The sequence below is a fragment of the Micromonospora sp. NPDC005686 genome (assembly GCF_042871665.1).
GTDB lineage: Bacteria > Actinomycetota > Actinomycetes > Mycobacteriales > Micromonosporaceae > Micromonospora.
On record NZ_JBIAIY010000002.1, the window covers coordinates 668698 to 686740 of the forward strand.

The following is an 18043-nucleotide window of genomic DNA, read 5'->3' on the forward strand; positions in this document are numbered from 1 at the left end:
ACGTCAGGGCACACCGCCGACCCGGTGGTGTGCCCTGACGCGTATCTCCTTACGGAACGCTGACGGAGTTGGCAGCCGTACCGGCGGGTCGATCAGACTGGATGCCGTGAGCACTCTCTCCCGCCGCCGGGCGGCGCTGGCCGGTGTCGTCGCCGCGGTGGTGGCCCTCGGCGCCGCCGAACCCGTGGCGGTCCTGACCGGCCCTCGGTCCGCTCCGCTCGTCGCCGTCGGCGGACTCGTCGTCGACCTGGTGCCCGAGCCGCTCAAGCAGTTCGCCATCGACGTCTTCGGCACGTACGACAAGATCGCCCTGCTGGTCGGGACGGCGCTGCTGCTCGTCGCGTTCGGGGCGCTGCTCGGCCTGGCGGCGGCCCGGCGGCTGGTGCTCGGCCTGGCCGGCGTCGCCGCGTTCGCCGTGCTCGGCGTCGCCGCCGCCCTGACCCGGGCCGGCGCGAACGTGTTCGACGCGCTGCCCTCGCTGCTCGGCGGCGGACTCGGCGCGCTGACGCTGTGGGCGTTCGTGGCCGGCCCGCTGGGTGCCGGCCGGGCACGCCGGAAGCCGGCCGGGCGCGACGCGGCCGACGCCGCGGACCGGCCCGTGCCGCCTCCGGCGGTCGCCGCGCTCGCCCGCGAGGGGGAGACCCCCGGCGGCTGGGAGCCGGTCCGGCACGACGACGACGCGGAGTCGCGGCGGCGGTTCCTGCGCGGTGCGGGGCTGCTCACCGGCGCGGCGGCGGTGGCCGGGCTGGGCGGGCACTGGCTGGCCGGCCGGCGCGGCGTGTCGGCGGCCCGGGAGGCGGTGACACTGCCCGCCCCGGCCGCGCCCGCCCCGCGGGTGCCGGCCGGAGCGGACCTGTCGTTGTCCAAGCTCGCGCCGTACGTCACGCCGAACCGCGAGTTCTACCGGATCGACACGGCGCTCGTGGTGCCGCAGGTCGACCCGGCCACCTGGCGGCTGCGCATCCACGGGCGGGTGCGCAACCCGATCGAGCTGAGCTTCGACGACCTGCTGGCCCGGTCGATGGTGGAGCGGTACGTGACGCTCGCCTGCGTCTCCAACGAGGTGGGTGGCGACCTGATCGGTAACGCGCGCTGGCTCGGCGTACCGATGAAGGAACTGCTCGACGAGGCCGGCCCGGAGGACGGCGCGGACCAGGTGGTGGGCCGCGCGGTGGACGGCTGGACCTGCGGCACGCCCACCTCGGTGCTGCGCGACGGGCGGGACGCGCTGCTCGCGGTCGGCATGAACGGCGAGCCGCTGCCGATCGAGCACGGCTTCCCGGTGCGGATGGTGGTGCCGGGCCTCTACGGGTACGTCTCGGCCTGCAAGTGGGTGACCGAGTTGGAGCTGACCAGCTTCGCCGACTTCGACGCGTACTGGGTGCCGCGCGGCTGGTCCGCGCAGGGCCCGATCAAGACGCAGTCCCGGATCGACACGCCCCGGCCCCGCAGCCGCCCGGGCGCCGGCCCGGTGACCGTGGCCGGTGTGGCCTGGGCGCAGCACCGAGGCATCGACCGCGTCGAGGTACGCGTCGACGGCGGCCCCTGGCAGGAGGCGACGCTGGCGCCGGCGGTGTCGGCGGACACCTGGGTGCAGTGGTCATGGCGGTGGGACGCGACGCCGGGGGAGCACACACTCCAGGTACGGGCGACGGACACGACCGGCGAGACCCAACCGGAGCAGCCCGCCCCGGTGGCCCCGGACGGCGCGACCGGCTGGCACACCGTCAAGGTCACCGTCGCCTGACCCGCCTCCGCCGCCGGGCGGCAGCGGGGCCGGCCGGCGGCGGCGCGCGACGAGGGCGACAGCGCGACCACGAGGTGCCGGCGCCACAACGAGACGACGCCGCGCCCCGGGGTCCGGGGCGCGGCGTCGGAGATCGTGAAGCGGGTCAGGCGACCTTGCGCTGGTCCGGCACGGCGGTGTTGTGCGGCCGGCCGAGGCGCGCCTCCAGCCGGGGGATGTCCACCTTGCTCTGGCGGCGGTCGGCCAGGTCCTCCCAGCCGAGCGCGATCAGCCGCAGCCGCTCGGACTCGCTGAACCCGCCCCAGACGCCGTACGGCTCGCGGACGGAGAGCGCGTGGGCGGCGCATTCGGCGCGTACCGGGCAGGCACGGCAGACCGACTTGGCGCCCATCTCGCGGCGCATCCGGGAGGAGCCACGCTCGCCGTCCGGGTGGAAGAACTGCGCGCTGTCGCGGCCACGGCAGGCCCCGAGCCGCTGCCAGTCCCAGAGCTCGTCGATCGGTCCAGGCAGCCTACGTACGTTCGACATCAGCACCCCTCCTCCCGCGCGGCACCGCGGAGAATGTTCGTGGCCAGCTACCGGGCGGCGGTCCGCGCGGGATGCCGGTTCCGGATGAACCCCTCGGTACCCGAGCGGTCCGCGCCTCACACATCTGTGATCGAAAAGCTCGGACACGCGGCGGCATATGCCCCATCTGTCGGAAAAGTTCGGATGATTGCCCGGAACCCCCTCCCGACCCCGCCTCCGCATGGTCTGCTCTGAGTCGGAGAGGAGACCACTGTGCGTAGTGTTCTTGTGTGCGTTCGGACACCATTGGCGGCCCAGCATCTGACCTCCGCGGCGGCGCGGCTCGGGCTGTCCGGCGTCGTCCGGACGGCCGTCTCCGACCCGGAGGTGATGTTGCGGCTCGCCGAGCGTCCGGTGGACGTGGTGCTCGCCGACACCGCGCTGACCCGCCCGGACAGCGCCGGGTTCGTCCGGCGGGTGCTCGCTCGCGCCCCGCAGGCGGCGGTGCTGCTGCTCGGCGTCGAGGAGTCGGAGTCGGCGGCGGCCACCATCAGCGCCGGAGCGCGCGGCCTGATCCAGAACGCCGACCACGACCTGACCAGCGCGGTGGCCAAGGCGCTGCTGCTGCTCTCCGCCCCCGGCCGGAGCAACCGGCACCGGGTGGCGGACACCGCCCGGGACGCGGCGGCGGTGGGCGGGCCGACCCGGTCGGCGGCGCCGGGGCGTACCCCGGGTGGGCCCGGCTGGCCGGCGACGGGGCCGGTGGATGCCGCGGGCCTGCCCACCGTGGTGCCGGTGCAGCGGGGCGAGGACCCGGACGACCCGGCGGCGGCCGACGGCGCGGAGGCGTCCCGGCCGGGCGCGGCCCAGCGGCCTGGGCGGACGCCGCGCAGCGCGATCGGGCTGACCGAGCGGGAGCTTCAGGTGCTGCTCGGCATGGCCGAGGGCAAGAGCAACGCGGAGATCGGGCGGGAGCTGTTCGTCTCCGAGGACACGGTCAAGACGCACGCCCGGCGGCTGTTCCGCAAGCTCGGCGCGCGCGACCGGGCGCACGCCGTGGCGGCCGGCTTCCGGGCCGGCCTGGTCGCCTGACCCGGACGGGGAGTCACTCCGGCGCGGAGTCGTCGGTGCCCTCGGTGAGCGTGTCGTGCACGCCGTCGGCGTAGCCCCGGGCGTAGTCCCAGCTCACGTAGTGGTCCGGATCCGGGTCGTAGGCCGGCTCGTGCACCCGGGGACGCCCCGAGTTGAGCAGGTGGCGCAGGTTGCCGCGGAGCAGGTCCCAGTCGAAGTAGTGCGGCTCGCGGCAGTCCTCGCACTCGATCACCAGGCCACGCACGCCGATCGGCTGGAGCAACGCCTGGTAGATCTCCAGATCGGCGAGATCCTCCAGCACGTCCTGGCGCTCGACCTCGGTCAGCGGGTCGAGCGCGTCGTCGTCGCCGAGATCGTGCAGGCCGGCAGCCGGATCGGCCGGGTCGCCGTTGAACGGGTCGATGGGCTCGTCTTGCACCCCCTCACCGTAGACCCCGAGCCGCCGGAAAGCCCGCCCCCGCCCGTGCTGTGGCCCGGCCTACCCCTGGGCCCGCCGCTGCCCGGACCGGGACGGGCAAGTGGGTACGATGAGGCGACGCGCCGTCACCCGGCGCCTGCCGGTGCCCCCGCGCGCCGCCTCGCTGCAGCCCGTTCGACCAGCTCAGGGGAGCAATCGTGGAGAATTCGCCCAGCACCGAGATCCCGGCCGGCGCCGACGGCGGGGAGTTGGGTGGCCATCTGCCCGAGCTGCCGGCCGGTTCGGCCCGGGTGGTGCCGCTCGGGCTGACCTTCGACGACGTGCTGCTCCAGCCGGGCGAGTCGGACGTCGTGCCCAGCCGGGTCAACACCCGCACCCGCCTCACCCGCGACATCGAGTTGACCGTGCCGCTGCTGTCCAGCGCGATGGACACGGTCACCGAGGCGCGGATGGCCATCGCCATGGCCCGCCAGGGTGGCATCGGCGTGCTGCACCGCAACCTCTCGGTCGAGGACCAGGCGCTCCAGGTCGACCTGGTGAAGCGCTCCGAGTCCGGCATGATCACCAACCCGGTGACCGCCAGCCCGGACGACACGCTGCGCGAGGTCGACGCGCTCTGCGGGCGCTACCGCATCTCCGGCGTCCCGGTCGTGGACGGGCAGGGGCAGTTGGTCGGCATCGTCACCAACCGCGACATGCGGTTCGTCTCCGACCCGGCCACGCCGGTCCGCGAGATCATGACCCGCACCCCGCTGATCACCGCCCCGGTCGGGGTGAGCAAGGACGACGCGCTCGGCCTGCTGCGCCAGCACAAGATCGAGAAGCTGCCGATCGTGGACGCGGGCGGCAAGCTGCGCGGCCTGATCACGGTCAAGGACTTCACCAAGAGCGAGCAGTACCCGAACGCCACCAAGGACGACGCGGGCCGGCTCCGGGTCGCCGCCGCGGTCGGCGTGGGTGAGGACGGCTACAAGCGGGCCCGCGCGCTCGTCGACGCCGGGGTGGACGTCGTCATCGTGGACACCGCGCACGGTCACCAGCGGGCCGTGCTGGAGATGGTGGCCCGGCTCAAGCGGGACGTCACCATCGACATCGTGGGTGGCAACATCGCCACCTACGCGGGCGCGAAGGCGCTCGTCGAGGCCGGCGCGGACGGCGTGAAGGTGGGCGTCGGCCCGGGCGCCATCTGCACCACCCGGATCGTCGCCGGGGTGGGCGTACCGCAGATCACCGCGATCATGGAGGCGGCCCGCGCCGCCCGCCCGGCCGGCGTGCCGGTGATCGGCGACGGCGGCATCCAGTACTCGGGCGACATCGCCAAGGCGATCGTCGCCGGCGCCGACACGGTGATGCTCGGCAGCCTGCTGGCCGGCTGCGAGGAGAGCCCCGGCGAGCTGATCTTCATCAACGGCAAGCAGTACAAGGCGTACCGGGGGATGGGCTCGCTCGGCGCGATGCAGTCGCGCGGCCAGGCCAAGTCCTACTCCAAGGACCGCTACTTCCAGCAGGACGTGCTCGCCGAGGACAAGCTGGTCCCGGAGGGCGTCGAGGGTCAGGTGCCCTACCGGGGGCCGCTGTCCGCTGTCGCCCACCAGCTCATCGGCGGGCTGCGCGCCGCGATGGGGTACGTGGGCGCGGAGAGCATCCCGGAGATGCACCGGCGTGGCCAGCTCATCCGGATCACCGCGGCGGGGCTCAAGGAGAGCCACCCGCACGACATCCAGATGACCGTCGAGGCGCCCAACTACCACTCCCGCTGACCCACCACCCCCCAACCACCTGGAGTCCCTCATGCGTGACGTGGTCGAGATCGGGCTGGGCAAGACCGCGCAGCGCGGTTATCACCTGGACGACATCGCCATCGTGCCGAGCCGCCGCACCCGGGACGTCGACGACGTCTCCACCGCGTGGCAGCTCGACGCGTACCAGTTCGGCATCCCGTGCGTCGCGCACCCCTCGGACGCGACCATGAGCCCCGCCTCGGCGGTCCGGCTCGGCCAGCTCGGCGGCCTCGGCGTCCTGAACGTCGAGGGCCTCTGGACCCGGTACGAGAACCCGGCGAAGATCCTGGAGGAGCTGGCCGGTCTCGACGAGGACGCGCGGGCGACCAAGCGCCTCCAGGAGGTCTACGCCGAGCCGATCCGCCCCGACCTGATCGCCGAGCGGGTGCGTGAGCTGCGCGAGGGCGGCAGCACGGTGGCGGTGCGGGTCTCGCCGCAGCACACCCTGGCGCTGGCCCCGGTGATCCTCGACGCCGGGGTGGACATCCTGGTCATCCAGGGCACGCTCGTCTCGGCGGAGCACGTCTCCACCACCGACGAGCCGCTGAACCTCAAGGAGTTCATCGCCGACCTGGACCTGCCGGTCGTCGTCGGCGGCTGCACCGACTACAAGACCGCGCTGCACCTCATGCGTACGGGCGCGGCCGGCGTGATCGTCGGCATCGGTGGCGACGACTGGTCGACCACCGAGTCGGTGCTCGGCATCCGGGTGCCGATGGCCACCGCGATCGCCGACGCCGCCGCGGCCCGCCGCGACTACCTGGACGAGACCGGCGGCCGGTACGTGCACCTGATCGCCGACGGCGACATGCAGACCTCCGGTGACATCGCCAAGGCGCTCGGCTGCGGCGCGGACGCGGTGATGCTCGGCGAGCCGCTGTCGCTCTGCGAGGAGGCCCCGGCCGGCGGCGCCTGGTGGCACTCCGCGGCCAGCCACCCGTCGCTGCCCCGGGGCGCGTTCGAGGTGGCCGGCGAGCCGCTCGGCTCGATGGAGAGGCTGCTGTTCGGTCCGGCCGACGAGCCGGACGGCCAGCTCAACCTCTTCGGCGGCCTGCGCCGCGCGATGGCCAAGTGCGGCTACCGCGACCTGAAGGAGTTCCAGAAGGTCGGGCTGGTCCTCGACCGCTGAGCACCACGCGGCGGCGCGGGCGGTGGCGCGGACCTGTTCCGGCCCGGCCCGCGCCGTCCGCGTCTAGGCTCGCCGGGTGAGACGCGGGCGGGTCTGGGCGGCGGGGCTGGTGGCGGCGGCGCTCGCGCTGAGCGGGTGCACGGGCGGCGGCGACGACAACGGGTTCCGGCCCGGCGCGGCGGACGCCGGTGACCCGTACGTGCCGGGAGCCGGCAACGGCGGCTACGACGTGGGCCACTACGCGCTCGACGTGCGCTACGACCCGGCCGGGGACCGGCTCACCGGCACCGCCACGCTGACCGTCACCGCCACCCGGGCGCTGTCCCGGTTCCAGCTCGACCTGGCCGGGCTCGACGTCGAGCGGGTGCGGGTGGACGGCGAGGCGGCGAAGCACCGCCACGACGACGCCGAGCTGATCGTCACCCCGGCGCGCGGGCTGCCGTCGGGGAAGCGGTTCACCGTCGAGGTGACGTACGGCGGGGTGCCGCAGCCGCTGCCGAACGCCGAACTCGGCGACGGCGGCTTCCACGCCACACCGGACGGCGCGATCGCGCTCGGCCAGCCGGAGTCGGCGAGCACCTGGTATCCGGTGAACGACCACCCGTCGGACAAGGCCACCTACGACCTCGCGGTCACCGTGCCGGACGGCCTCGCCGCGCTGTCGAACGGCGCGCCGGCGGGCCGGACGACGAGCGGCGGCTGGACCACCTGGCGCTGGTCGGAGAGCGCTCCGATGGCCAGCTACCTGAGCACGGTGGTGATCGGTGACTACCGGGTCAGCAGCGGCACGCACGCCGGCAAGCCGATGGTCACCGCCGTCGCCGCGAGCCTGCCCGCGGACGGGCCGGCCGCCGCGTCGGTGGCCCGCACCGGTGAGGTCGCCGACTTCCTGGCCGAGCGCTTCGGGCCGTACCCGTTCGAGGCGTACGGCGGTGTGGTGGTCGCCGACGAACGCATCAGGTACGCGCTGGAGACGCAGAGCCGGCCGGTCTACGGGCCGGCGTTCTTCCGGGGCGACCGGCCGAACACCGAGGTGGTCGCGCACGAGCTGGCGCACCAGTGGTTCGGCGACAGCGTCTCGGTGGCCCGGTGGAGCGACATCTGGCTGAACGAGGGCTTCGCCACGTACGCCGAATGGCTCTGGGCCGAGCACGACGGCGGGCGGACCGTGGCGCAGACCGTCGTCGAACGCTACGCGGCCACCGACTGGTCCGAGCCGACTGTCGACCCGGGCCGGGCCGGGATGTTCGGCGACGCGGTCTACCAGCGCGGCGCGCTCGCCGTGCACGCGCTGCGCCGCGCGGTGGGCGACGAGGCGTTCCACCGCGTGCTGCGCGGCTGGCTGGCGCAGCACCGCGACGGCAACGTCACCACTGCCGACTTCGTCGGGTACGCCGAACGCACGTCCGGACGGCCGTTGCGGGCGCTGCTCGACGCCTGGCTGGTCGGTGGCACGCCGCCGGGACTGCCGTGACGAACGCGTGACCGCCGCTGGGTAGGCTGCCGCGGTCGGAGCGGCCCGTGGGCGGGGCCGCCGAACGGGCCCGGGAGGGATCGAGGCGATGACGCGGCGCGGCGCACGACGACGGCTCGGGTTGCTGGTCTGCGGCACGGTGCTGGTGGCCGGCTGCGGTTCGGCCGAGCCGGACCCGGGTCCCGCGAGCCCGGCCGGCCCCGCGCCCGCGACCTCGCGCAGCTTCGCGCCGGGCGGGGCCGGCGCAGGCGATCCGTACTTCCCGAGCTACGGCAACGGCGGGTACGACGTCGCGCACTACACGGTGAAGGTGCGTTACGACCCGGAGACGGACAAGCTCGGCGGCACCACCACGCTGCGGGCCACCGCCACCGCCGACCTGTCCGCGTTCAATCTGGACCTGGCCGGGCTGACCGTCCGGTCGGTGACAGTGGACGGCGCCGCCGCCCGGCACAGCCGTACCGAGGACGAGCTGGTGGTCACCCCGGCCGTCGGACTGACCTCCGGCAACGGTTTCACCGCCGAGATCCGGTACGACGGCCGGCCGGAGGCGCTGCGTACCGAGTCGCTCGGCGAGGGCGGCTGGCTGCACACCGCCGACGGGGCGATCGCGCTCGGGCAGCCGGAGTCGGCGAGCACCTGGTTCCCGGTCAACGACCACCCGTCGGACAAGGCCACCTACGACATGGAGATCACCGTCCCGAAGGGACTGACGGCGATCTCCAACGGCGTGCCGAAGGGGAAGACGACAAGCGGTGACTGGACCACCTGGAAGTGGTCGGAGACCGCGCCGACGGCCAGCTACCTGACCATGGTGGCGATCGGGAAGTTCCGGATCACCACCGCACGGCACAAGGGACGGCCGGTCTACAGCGCGGTCACCACCCAGGTGGCGCAGGGCGCGCCGGACCGGTCCGTCGCGCGCACCGTCGAGGTCGCCGACTACCTGGAGAGCGTCTTCGGGCCGTACCCGTTCGACGCGTACGGCGGCGTGGTGATCGCCGACGAGCGGATCCGGTACGCGCTGGAGACGCAGAGCCGGCCGGTCTACTCGGCGAGCTTCTTCCAGCGGGGCGACAACACCGGCGTGGTCGCGCACGAACTGGCCCACCAGTGGTACGGCAACAGCGTGTCGATCCAGCGCTGGCAGGACATCTGGCTCAACGAGGGGCTCGCCACGTACGCCGAGTGGCTGTGGGCCGAGCACGACGGCTCGACCACCGTGCAGCGCACGTTCGAGCAGAAGTACGCGAACGCCGGCGGGCAGGTGTGGCGTACGCCGCCGGGCAAGCCGGGCGTGGCGGACCTGTTCAGCCGCTCGGTGTACGACCGGGGCGGGATGACTGCGCACGCGCTGCGGGTGGCGGTGGGCGACGTCGCGTTCTTCGCCATCCTGCGCACCTGGGCGGCGGAGCGGAAGAACGGCAACGCCACCACTGCCGACTTCACGGCGCTGGCCGAGCGGATCTCCGGCAAGAAGCTGGCGAAGGTCTTCGACCCGTGGCTGTACGGCACCGAGCGTCCGCCCGCCCCGAAGCCGCTGTAGGGGTCAGTTCTTCACGCGCAGCGACGGGTGGGCGGCCAGGAAAGCGTCGGCCCGCCCGCCGCGCAGCGCGGTGAGGAAGTCGCGGCCGAGCGGCTTGAGCTGCTCACCCCGGTACGCGCCGCCGCTGCCCACCCCGGCGCCGGGCAGGACGACGAGCGTGAGCCGGTCCGCCGGCAGGCCACCCAGGGCGTACGCGAAGTCGATCAGCTTCCGGCCGCCACCGGCGTACACCAGGGTCCGGCCCAGCGCGGCCACCACCTGCTCGACCCGCTGCGGGTCGCGGGCCGCGCCCTGGTCGAGGATCTTGCGGGCCAGCGCGCGGAGCAGTTGCTGCTGGTGCCGCTGCCGGGTGTAGTCGCCGCCCGCGGTGTAGCGCTGCCGCGCGTAGTCCAGCGCCTGCCAGCCGGTGAGGTGCCGGGTGCCCTTCTCGTAGACCATCTGCGGCCCGGTGTACCCGCCGCCGGTCAGGATCCGCATGGTGCCGTCGGGGCGGCGGTGGCGGGAGGCGACCTGCTGGTCGACGTAGAGGTCCACGCCGCCGAGCGTGTCCACCAGCCTGTCGAAGCCGCCGAACGTGATCACCGCCCCGGCGTCGATGCGCAGGCCGGTGTAGCGGGAGACGGTGGCGCGCAGCAACTCGTACCCCTGGGCGGTGCTGGGGTTGCCCTTGTCGCCCGGCACCCGGCTGCCGTAGCTCATCGCGTGGGTGAGCTTGGTCCGGCCGCCCGGGTAGCGGGCCTTCGGGTAGGCGGGGATGTCCACGACCAGGTCGCGGGGGAGCGAGAACAGGTACGCCCGGTCCAGCCCGGCCGGTACGTGCAGCAGCAGCACGGCGTCGGCGTGCGGCTCCCAGCCGGGGATGCTGACCCGGGTGTCCACGCCGACGAGCAGCAGGTTGAGCGGGCCCTTCAGGTCGGCCCCGGGCGGCGGCGTCGGGCTGGCGGTGGTCGGGGCGGGCGTGGGTGAGGCCGGGGCCGGGGTGGTCGGGCCGGCGACCGGTGCGGCGGGCCGGTTCGCCACGAGCCGGGTGGTCACCACCGCTCCGGTGGCCACCAGCAGCGCCGCCACCAGTGCGGCCAGGCCCAGCAGGCGTCGTCTCGTCACGTCCGTTCCTCCCCGTGGATTCGACGCGCCAGGTGGGCCCACGGGTTGCAACGGCGGGAATCCCGGCGGTCGAGCGCTCTGCATGATGTGCGAAAAAGCCTCGTTGGCGCTATAGCTACCGGTCGGTAATGATGCGTCCATGCGCTACGACGTGGTCGTCATCGGTTCCGGGTTCGGCGGCAGCGTCACCGCGCTGCGGCTGGCCGAGAAGGGTTACTCGGTAGGGGTCCTGGAGGCCGGGCGGCGCTTCGCCGACGACGAGTTCCCGCGTACCTCCTGGCGGGCGCGGCGGTTCCTCTGGGCGCCCCGGCTCGGCTGCTTCGGGCTCCAGCGGATCACGCTGCTGCGCTCGGCCGACCGCAAGGCCGGCGGCGGTGTGCTGGTGCTCTCCGGCGCCGGGGTCGGCGGTGGGTCGCTCGTCTACGCGAACACGCTCTACGAGCCGCTGGACGCGTTCTACACCGACCCGCAGTGGCGGGACATCACCGACTGGCGCGACGAGCTGGCCCGCCACTACGACCAGGCGAAGCGGATGCTCGGCGTCACCACGTACCCGATCGACACGCGTGCGGACCGGGCCGTGCGCGCGGTGGCCGAGCGGATGGGGGTGGCGCACACCTACCACCCGACGCCGGTCGGCGTGCACATCGGCCGCCCCGGCGAGCGGGTGGCGGACCCGTACTTCGGTGGGGCCGGGCCCGACCGCACGGGCTGCAGCCACTGCGGGTCGTGCATGACCGGCTGCCGGCACGGCGCCAAGAACACGCTGGTGAAGAACTACCTCTGGCTGGCCGAACGGCTCGGCGTGCGGGTGCACCCGCTGACCACTGTCACCGCCGTCCACCCGGACCCGGCCGGCGGCTACGCGGTGCACATCGAGCGCACCGGCGCCTGGCTGCGCAAGCGGCGCGAGGTGATCCACGCCGACCAGGTGGTCTTCGCGGCCGGCGCGCTCGGCACCCAGCGGCTGCTGCACAAGATGAAGGCGACCGGCACGCTGCCGGCGCTCTCGCCCCGGCTGGGCGAGCTGACCCGGACCAACTCCGAGGCCATCCTCGGCGCCTCGGTGGCGCCCGGCGCGGCCCGCCGGCGCGGCCTCGACTTCACCGAGGGGGTGGCGATCACCAGTTCCTTCCACCCCGACCCGCAGACCCACATCGAGCCGGTCCGCTACGGCAAGGGCTCCAACGCGATGGGCCTGCTCCAGTCGCTGCTCGTCGACGGCGGTCCCCACCGGGTCCGGCGCTGGCTGGGCAGCATCGTCCGGCAGCCCACGGTGGCGGCACGGATGCTGTCGGTACGCCGCTGGTCCGAGCGCACCGTCATCGCGCTCGTCATGCAGTCGGTCGACAACTCGCTGACCACCCGCTACCGCAGGGGCCGGCTGGTCTCCGGCCCCGGCCACGGCGATCCCAACCCGACCTGGATCCCGGCCGGCAACACGGCAGCCCGGCTGCTCGCCGAGGAGATCGGCGGCACCCCCGGCGGTGCGGTGACCGAGCCGTTCAACATCCCGGTCACCGCGCACATCCTCGGCGGTGCGGTGATCGGCGCCACCCCGGACGAGGGGGTCGTCGACCCGTGGCACCGGGTGTACGGCCACCCGGGGCTGCACGTGGTGGACGGCGCGGCGGTCTCGGCGAACCTCGGCGTCAACCCGTCGCTGACGATCACCGCGCAGGCCGAGCGCGCCATGTCGTACTGGCCGAACAAGGGCGAGGTGGACCCGCGTCCGGCGCTCGGGTCGGCGTACACCCGGGTCGCGCCGGTCGCGCCGCAGCGGCCCGCCGTCCCCGCGCACGCCCCCGCCGCCCTGCGCTGAGCGCGCTGCCGCCAGGTTCATCCCGCCACACCGCCGGGGCGCGTCCGCGCGGCCGGTGACTGTCGGTAGGCTTTGCGCACATGAGCACGCCTCGCCCCGTCCTCGTGGTGGACTTCGGAGCCCAGTACGCCCAGCTCATCGCGCGCCGTGTCCGCGAGGCGAAGGTCTACTCGGAGATCGTCCCGCATTCCATGCCGGTGTCCGAGATGCTGGCGAAGAACCCCGCCGCGATCATCCTGTCCGGCGGCCCGGCCAGCGTCTACGCCCCGGACGCGCCGCAGATCGACGCCGGGATGTTCGACGCCGGCGTACCGGTCTTCGGCATCTGCTACGGCTTCCAGGCCATGGCCCAGGCGCTCGGCGGCACCGTCGCCCGCACCGGCAACCGCGAGTACGGCGGCACCCCGCTGCGCCCGCGCCTGACCGAGCCCGGGGTGCTGCTGCGTGACCTGCCGGCCGACCTGCCGGTTTGGATGAGCCACGGAGACTGCGTCACCGAGGCCCCGGACGGCTTCACCGTCACCGCCGAGTCGGCGGGCGCCCCGGTCGCCGCGTTCGAGGACGTGGCCGGCCGCCGGGCCGGCGTGCAGTTCCACCCCGAGGTCGGGCACACCGCGCACGGCCAGGAGATGCTGACCCGCTTCCTGTACGACATCGCCGGCATCGAACCGACGTGGACGCCGTCGAACATCATCGACGAGCAGGTCGCCCGGATCCGGGAGCAGATCGGCGACAAGGAGGTCATCTGCGGCCTCTCCGGCGGCGTCGACTCGGCGGTCGCCGCGGCGCTCGTGCACCGCGCCGTGGGCGATCAGCTCACCTGCGTGTTCGTGGACCACGGGCTGCTGCGCGCCGGTGAGGCCGAGCAGGTCGAGAAGGACTACGTGGCGGCCACCGGCATCAAGCTCAAGGTGGTGGACGCCCGGGAGCGGTTCCTCGGCGCGCTCGCCGGGGTGACCGACCCGGAGCAGAAGCGCAAGATCATCGGCCGGGAGTTCATCCGGGTCTTCGAGGCCGCCGCCCGGGAGATCGCCGCGCACGGCGACGTGGAATACCTGGTGCAGGGCACGCTCTACCCGGACGTGGTGGAGTCCGGCGGCGGCACCGGCACCGCCAACATCAAGAGCCACCACAACGTCGGCGGCCTGCCCGAGGACCTGAAGTTCTCACTGGTGGAGCCGCTGCGCACGCTGTTCAAGGACGAGGTCCGCACGATCGGCCTGGAGCTGGGCCTGCCCGAGGCGATGGTGTGGCGGCACCCGTTCCCGGGGCCGGGGCTGGCCATCCGGATCATCGGCGCGGTCGACGAGGAGCGCCTCGCCGTGCTCCGCAAGGCCGACCTGATCGCCCGGCAGGAGCTGACCGCGGCCGGTCTGGACCGGGGCGTCTGGCAGTTCCCGGTGGTGCTGCTGGCCGACGTCCGCAGCGTCGGGGTGCAGGGCGACGGCCGCACCTACGGTCACCCGGTGGTGCTGCGCCCCGTCTCCAGCGAGGACGCGATGACCGCCGACTGGTCACGGCTGCCCTACGACGTGGTGGCCCGGATCTCCACCCGGATCACCAACGAGGTCGCCGAGGTCAACCGCGTGGTCCTGGACGTGACGAGCAAGCCGCCGGGCACCATCGAGTGGGAGTGACGCGGCTCAGGCCGCGGGCGGCGCTCCGGCGTCCGGCGGCGTCTGCGGTCCGGCCTCGGGGCGCGGCGTCCGCGGCGTGACCTGCGTGGTCGGCGGGACCGGTCCGGCCGGCGGGACCGGTGGCCAGCCCGGCGCGGTGCCCGGCGGGTGCGGCCAGGCGGGGGCGCCGGCCGGCTCCTCGGGCATCAGGAACCACATGATCGGGTACGCGAGCGCGGCCAGCCCGCCGGTGAGCACGGTGGCGGTCGCGAAGATCACCCGGATCAGCGTGGGGTCGGCGGCGAAGTAGCGGCCGAGGCCGCTCGCCACCCCGGCGATCATGCGGTCGCTGACCGGCCGGCGGAGCTGCTTGTACGGGGCCTGGGAGGGGTTCGGGAAGGTCATGTGTCAACGGTCGCGCGCGTCCCGGCGGGCGACCTCGGTGACCGCCCCGACGCCTACCCTGAACCGTCCCTGAGGCGCCAGCCGAGAGTCAGGAATCTGACTCTTTTCGATCGCGGTAACCCACTCCGGGGAGAATTTGCTCCCGTGACCACCTCGCTGGAGCCGCTGCGCAGGATCGCGGCATACGCAGTTTCTGCTGATTCACACGGCCGAGTGTTGCTGGTCCGCGCATCGGAGCGCTCCGGCACCCCCGGCACCTGGTCGCTTCCCGGAGGCGCGGTCGACCACGGTGAGGACCCCAAACACACTGTCGTACGCGAGACCGCTGCCGAAACCGGGCTCTCGGTGGCTGTGGCCGGCCTCCAGGACGTGCTCGCCGACATGCGGGCGCTGCCCGAGCGGCACATCACGATCCACACCGACCGGCTGCTCTACACCGTCTCGGTACGCGGCGGGACGCTCACCGAGCGGGTCGACCGCCCGACCGACCTGGCCCGCTGGTTCACCCTCGACGAGGCCCGGGATCTGCCGCTGCGGTCGTTCACCGCGCGCGCCCTGGGCCTGCCCACCTCCACCGACGACATCGTGCCGGAGGAGGTGCCCGAGTTCCCCTCGTTCTACGCCGTACCCGGCCCGGACGGGCTGCACCGGGCGCAGCGCTTCGCCGCGTACGCGGTGGTGACCGACCCGGAGGAGCGCGTGCTGCTGACCCGGGTGTCCGACGGCTACCCGGGCGCCGGCTGCTGGCACCTGCCCGGCGGCGGCACCGACTACGGCGAGCAGCCGGGCGCGGCCCTGATCCGGGAACTCGTCGAGGAGACCGGCCAGACCGGCCGCCTGGTCGAGCTGCTCGGCGTGGCCAGCCACCGGGACGCCGCCTCGCTCGGCCCGGAGGGCTACCCGATCGACTGGCACGGCGTACGCGCGTTCTACCGGGTGGTCGTCGACCAGCCCGCGCCACCCACGGTGGCCGACATCGGCGGCTCCACCTGCGAGGCCCGCTGGTTCCGCCTCGAGGAACTGGGCGCCCTCCCCACCGACCGTCTCACCGAGGTGACAGCCGAAGCAGTCCAGGCCGCCCACCTCCTCTGACCGCGCCGCCCTCACCCACCCGGCGATCATGAAGTTGACGGCGCGAAACGGCCCCCTCGGTGCCGCTAACCTCATGATCGACGGGGCGGGTGCGGGGAGTGCGCGGGGGCGCGGGCGGGGGAGGGTGCTGTGGAGCAGCGGCGGCGGGTCGGGGCCTACGGGGTGCTGCGGGACTCCGAGGGGCGGGTGTTGCTGGCGCGCGGCTCGGCGCGGTGCCCGTGCCCGGGGGTGTGGCAGGTGCCCGGCGGCGGCGTCGAGCACGCGGAGCACCCGGCCCACACCGTCGTACGCGAGTTCGCCGAGGAAACCGGCCTGACCGTCGCGCCCGGCGTGATCCGGGCCGCTGTGGCCGACGTGACCACGTTCCGCGCCGAGCGCGTCGCCATGCACACGGATCGGCTGATCTTCGAGGTCGAGGCGCGGGGCGGGCGGGTGCGGCCCGAGCCGGCCGGTGGCACCGACGAGGTGGGCTGGTTCACGCCCGAGGAGGCCGCCGCCCGCCCGCTGATGCCGTTCACCGCCGAGCTGCTCGGCCTGCCGGTGTCGCCCCTGCCGGCCGACATGCCCCGAGGGCTGCCCGTCGACCCGGCCGGGCCGGCCGTCGACCGCCGGCAGCGCTTCGCCGCGTACGGGCTGGTCACCGACCCCGCCGACCGGGTACTGCTCACCATGATCGCCGACGGCTACCCCGGGGCGGGCTGCTGGCACCTGCCCGGTGGCGGCACTGACCACGGCGAGCAGCCGGCCGCCGGTCTGCTGCGCGAGCTGGTCGAGGAGGCCGGGCAACTGGGCCGGGTGGTCGACCTGATCGCTGTGGACAACCTGCACAACCCGGCCGCGCTCGGTCCCGAGGGTCGTCCGCTGGACTGGCACGGCGTCCGGGTGATCTACCGGGTACGCGTGGACGTGCCGACCGAGGCGGTGGTGACCGAGTCGGCAGGCGGATCGACGGCGCGGGCGGCCTGGTTCGCCCCGGAGCAGGTCACGACCCTGCGGATGACAGATGTGGCAGCCCGCGCCACCGTGCGGCGGGTGACCTGAATCGCTCGCCGAGCCGCCCTTGGTGACCTCCGGTACAGTCAGGAGGAAGGGTTGGCACCGAAAACGGGCGATGAAGCCCGAGATGGGAATGGTTGAGCGGTTCGCGCGGTTAGGGGAGATATAACTACCGTCGGCAGCTATCGCCAAGCCCTTGTCCCCTGTGCAATGGTGTACTCCGCAAATGGGCTGCCGGACCCGAAAGGTCCGGCACGAGACAGCCGGACACCCGCCCCGCCAAGGGCGGTCAGCCGATCCGGTGATGGAGGAAACGTGCCGAGAGCCCCATGGCGCCGGCGTCGTACGACTGACAGTCCGCGCCCCGCAGGGCGTCGCTGGGCGGGCCGGTTGCGCCGCAGCAGCACGTTCGCCCGCCAGGTGCTTCTGGTCCGAGTGGGCCGCCGGGACGGTACTGCCGTCTCGGGGACCGACCGGGTCACCCCCGACCACCGCTACGCCGATCGCCAGCGCCTCCGCTACGGCCGGCTCGACACCGAGATCGAGGCGGTACGCCCGGTCAGCCCGGCGCTCGCCCCGGCCGCCCCGGTCGACGACGAGGCCTCGGCGATGTCGATCCCGCTCCTGCCGGGTGAGCGCACCGCCGCCCGCCGGGCCAAGTTCGCACTCGTCAACGCGTGCACACTGAGCAGCCTCATGCTCGGTATGCTGGCCATCTTCCTGGCCATGCGCGGTGACGTGCAGATCGCCGCGATCTTCCTGATCGCCTGCGTCGCGTTCGACGGCCTCGACGGCGCGCTGGCCCGCAAGCTCGGCGTGGCCAGCCCGTTCGGCGCGCAGATGGATTCGCTCGCCGACATGTGCTCGTTCGGCCTGGCCGCGCCCGTCGTGGTCTACGCCTCGCTTGCCGGTTCGGCGCCCCCGGCGGCCGCCGCGGTCTCCTGCGCGCTCGTTGCCGCCTGCGCGGCGATCCGGCTCGCCCGGTTCAACGTCTCGCCGAAGGACGGCCGCTTCTTCTGCGGCGTGCCGACCACCATGGCGGCGGCCGTGCTGGCCCTGACCGTGGCCATCGGCGTGCCGGTCCCCGGCCTGGTCATGGTGGCTGGCGTGGCGCTGCTCGCCTTCGCCATGGTGTCCAGTTTCCCGTACGCCAAGCTCGCCCGGCTGCTGAAGCTGCCGCCGTGGCTCTGGCTGGCCCTGGTGGTGGGCGCGCTGGTCGACATCCGGCTCACGTTCGCCCTCGTGGTGGTGAGCTACCTGGTCAGCGGCCCGCTGCTCTGGCTGCATCAGCGCCGTACCGCCTGATCCGAGAA

Annotated in this window: 15 protein-coding genes; 11 read left to right on the forward strand and 4 right to left on the reverse strand. The window is 73.8% G+C overall.

The window, feature by feature from the left end; translation table 11 throughout:
* Positions 1-106 precede the first annotated feature (106 nt).
* Positions 107-1747, forward strand: coding sequence for a sulfite oxidase (locus ACFYON_RS07100; protein WP_387320637.1), 1641 nt, complete (start codon positions 107-109; stop codon positions 1745-1747).
* A 145-nt stretch (positions 1748-1892) separates the two neighbouring features.
* On the opposite strand, the gene ACFYON_RS07105 is transcribed toward ACFYON_RS07100, so the two are convergent.
* Positions 1893-2276 carry a WhiB family transcriptional regulator gene (locus ACFYON_RS07105; RefSeq protein WP_354870604.1) on the reverse strand — a complete coding sequence of 128 codons (384 nt, stop codon included), beginning with the start codon at positions 2274-2276 and terminating at the stop codon, positions 1893-1895.
* Between the two features lie 252 nt (positions 2277-2528).
* On the opposite strand from ACFYON_RS07105, the gene ACFYON_RS07110 reads away from it, so the two are divergent.
* Complete coding sequence (locus ACFYON_RS07110) at positions 2529-3347, forward strand: response regulator transcription factor (protein ID WP_354870607.1); 819 nt, start codon at positions 2529-2531, stop codon at positions 3345-3347.
* Positions 3348-3360: 13 nt separating this feature from the next.
* Here ACFYON_RS07110 and ACFYON_RS07115 read toward each other — a convergent pair whose 3' ends face one another.
* Positions 3361-3765: a DUF5319 domain-containing protein gene (locus ACFYON_RS07115; RefSeq protein ID WP_354870610.1), complete on the reverse strand. Its 405-nt coding sequence runs from the start codon at positions 3763-3765 to the stop codon at positions 3361-3363.
* Positions 3766-3962: 197 nt separating this feature from the next.
* On the opposite strand from ACFYON_RS07115, the gene guaB reads away from it, so the two are divergent.
* From guaB to ACFYON_RS07135, 4 genes are all read left to right on the forward strand, one after another.
* On the forward strand, positions 3963-5525 hold the full coding sequence (gene guaB, locus ACFYON_RS07120) for an IMP dehydrogenase (protein WP_354870613.1): 1563 nt from the start codon (positions 3963-3965) through the stop codon (positions 5523-5525).
* 31 nt (positions 5526-5556) lie between these two features.
* A complete protein-coding gene (locus ACFYON_RS07125; protein ID WP_354870616.1) occupies positions 5557-6675 on the forward strand; it encodes a GuaB3 family IMP dehydrogenase-related protein in 1119 nt (372 codons plus the stop codon).
* Between the two features lie 76 nt (positions 6676-6751).
* Positions 6752-8149: a M1 family metallopeptidase gene (locus ACFYON_RS07130; RefSeq protein ID WP_354870619.1), complete on the forward strand. Its 1398-nt coding sequence runs from the start codon at positions 6752-6754 to the stop codon at positions 8147-8149.
* An 88-nt stretch (positions 8150-8237) separates the two neighbouring features.
* On the forward strand, positions 8238-9695 hold the full coding sequence (locus tag ACFYON_RS07135; protein WP_354870622.1) for a M1 family metallopeptidase: 1458 nt from the start codon (positions 8238-8240) through the stop codon (positions 9693-9695).
* A gap of 3 nt (positions 9696-9698) precedes the next feature.
* Here ACFYON_RS07135 and ACFYON_RS07140 read toward each other — a convergent pair whose 3' ends face one another.
* On the reverse strand, positions 9699-10799 hold the full coding sequence (locus tag ACFYON_RS07140; protein ID WP_354870625.1) for an LCP family protein: 1101 nt from the start codon (positions 10797-10799) through the stop codon (positions 9699-9701).
* A 139-nt stretch (positions 10800-10938) separates the two neighbouring features.
* Between ACFYON_RS07140 and ACFYON_RS07145 the strand changes: the two genes are divergently transcribed.
* Both ACFYON_RS07145 and guaA read left to right on the forward strand, forming a co-directional pair.
* A complete protein-coding gene (locus tag ACFYON_RS07145) occupies positions 10939-12621 on the forward strand; it encodes a GMC family oxidoreductase (protein ID WP_354870628.1) in 1683 nt (560 codons plus the stop codon).
* An 80-nt stretch (positions 12622-12701) separates the two neighbouring features.
* A complete protein-coding gene (guaA, locus tag ACFYON_RS07150; RefSeq protein ID WP_354870631.1) occupies positions 12702-14258 on the forward strand; it encodes a glutamine-hydrolyzing GMP synthase in 1557 nt (518 codons plus the stop codon).
* A gap of 6 nt (positions 14259-14264) precedes the next feature.
* On the opposite strand, the gene ACFYON_RS07155 is transcribed toward guaA, so the two are convergent.
* Positions 14265-14642 (reverse strand): PspC domain-containing protein, encoded by a 378-nt coding sequence (locus ACFYON_RS07155; protein WP_354870634.1) that lies wholly within the window; start codon positions 14640-14642, stop codon positions 14265-14267.
* 144 nt (positions 14643-14786) lie between these two features.
* Here ACFYON_RS07155 and ACFYON_RS07160 point away from each other — a divergent pair, with 144 nt between their 5' ends.
* The 3 genes from ACFYON_RS07160 to ACFYON_RS07170 all read left to right on the forward strand — a co-directional run bounded on the left by ACFYON_RS07160 (position 14787) and on the right by ACFYON_RS07170 (position 18035).
* Complete coding sequence (locus ACFYON_RS07160; RefSeq protein WP_354870637.1) at positions 14787-15734, forward strand: NUDIX domain-containing protein; 948 nt, start codon at positions 14787-14789, stop codon at positions 15732-15734.
* 129 nt (positions 15735-15863) lie between these two features.
* On the forward strand, positions 15864-16775 hold the full coding sequence (locus ACFYON_RS07165; protein WP_354870640.1) for an NUDIX domain-containing protein: 912 nt from the start codon (positions 15864-15866) through the stop codon (positions 16773-16775).
* A gap of 345 nt (positions 16776-17120) precedes the next feature.
* A complete protein-coding gene (locus ACFYON_RS07170; protein WP_354870643.1) occupies positions 17121-18035 on the forward strand; it encodes a CDP-alcohol phosphatidyltransferase family protein in 915 nt (304 codons plus the stop codon).
* Positions 18036-18043 lie beyond the last annotated feature (8 nt).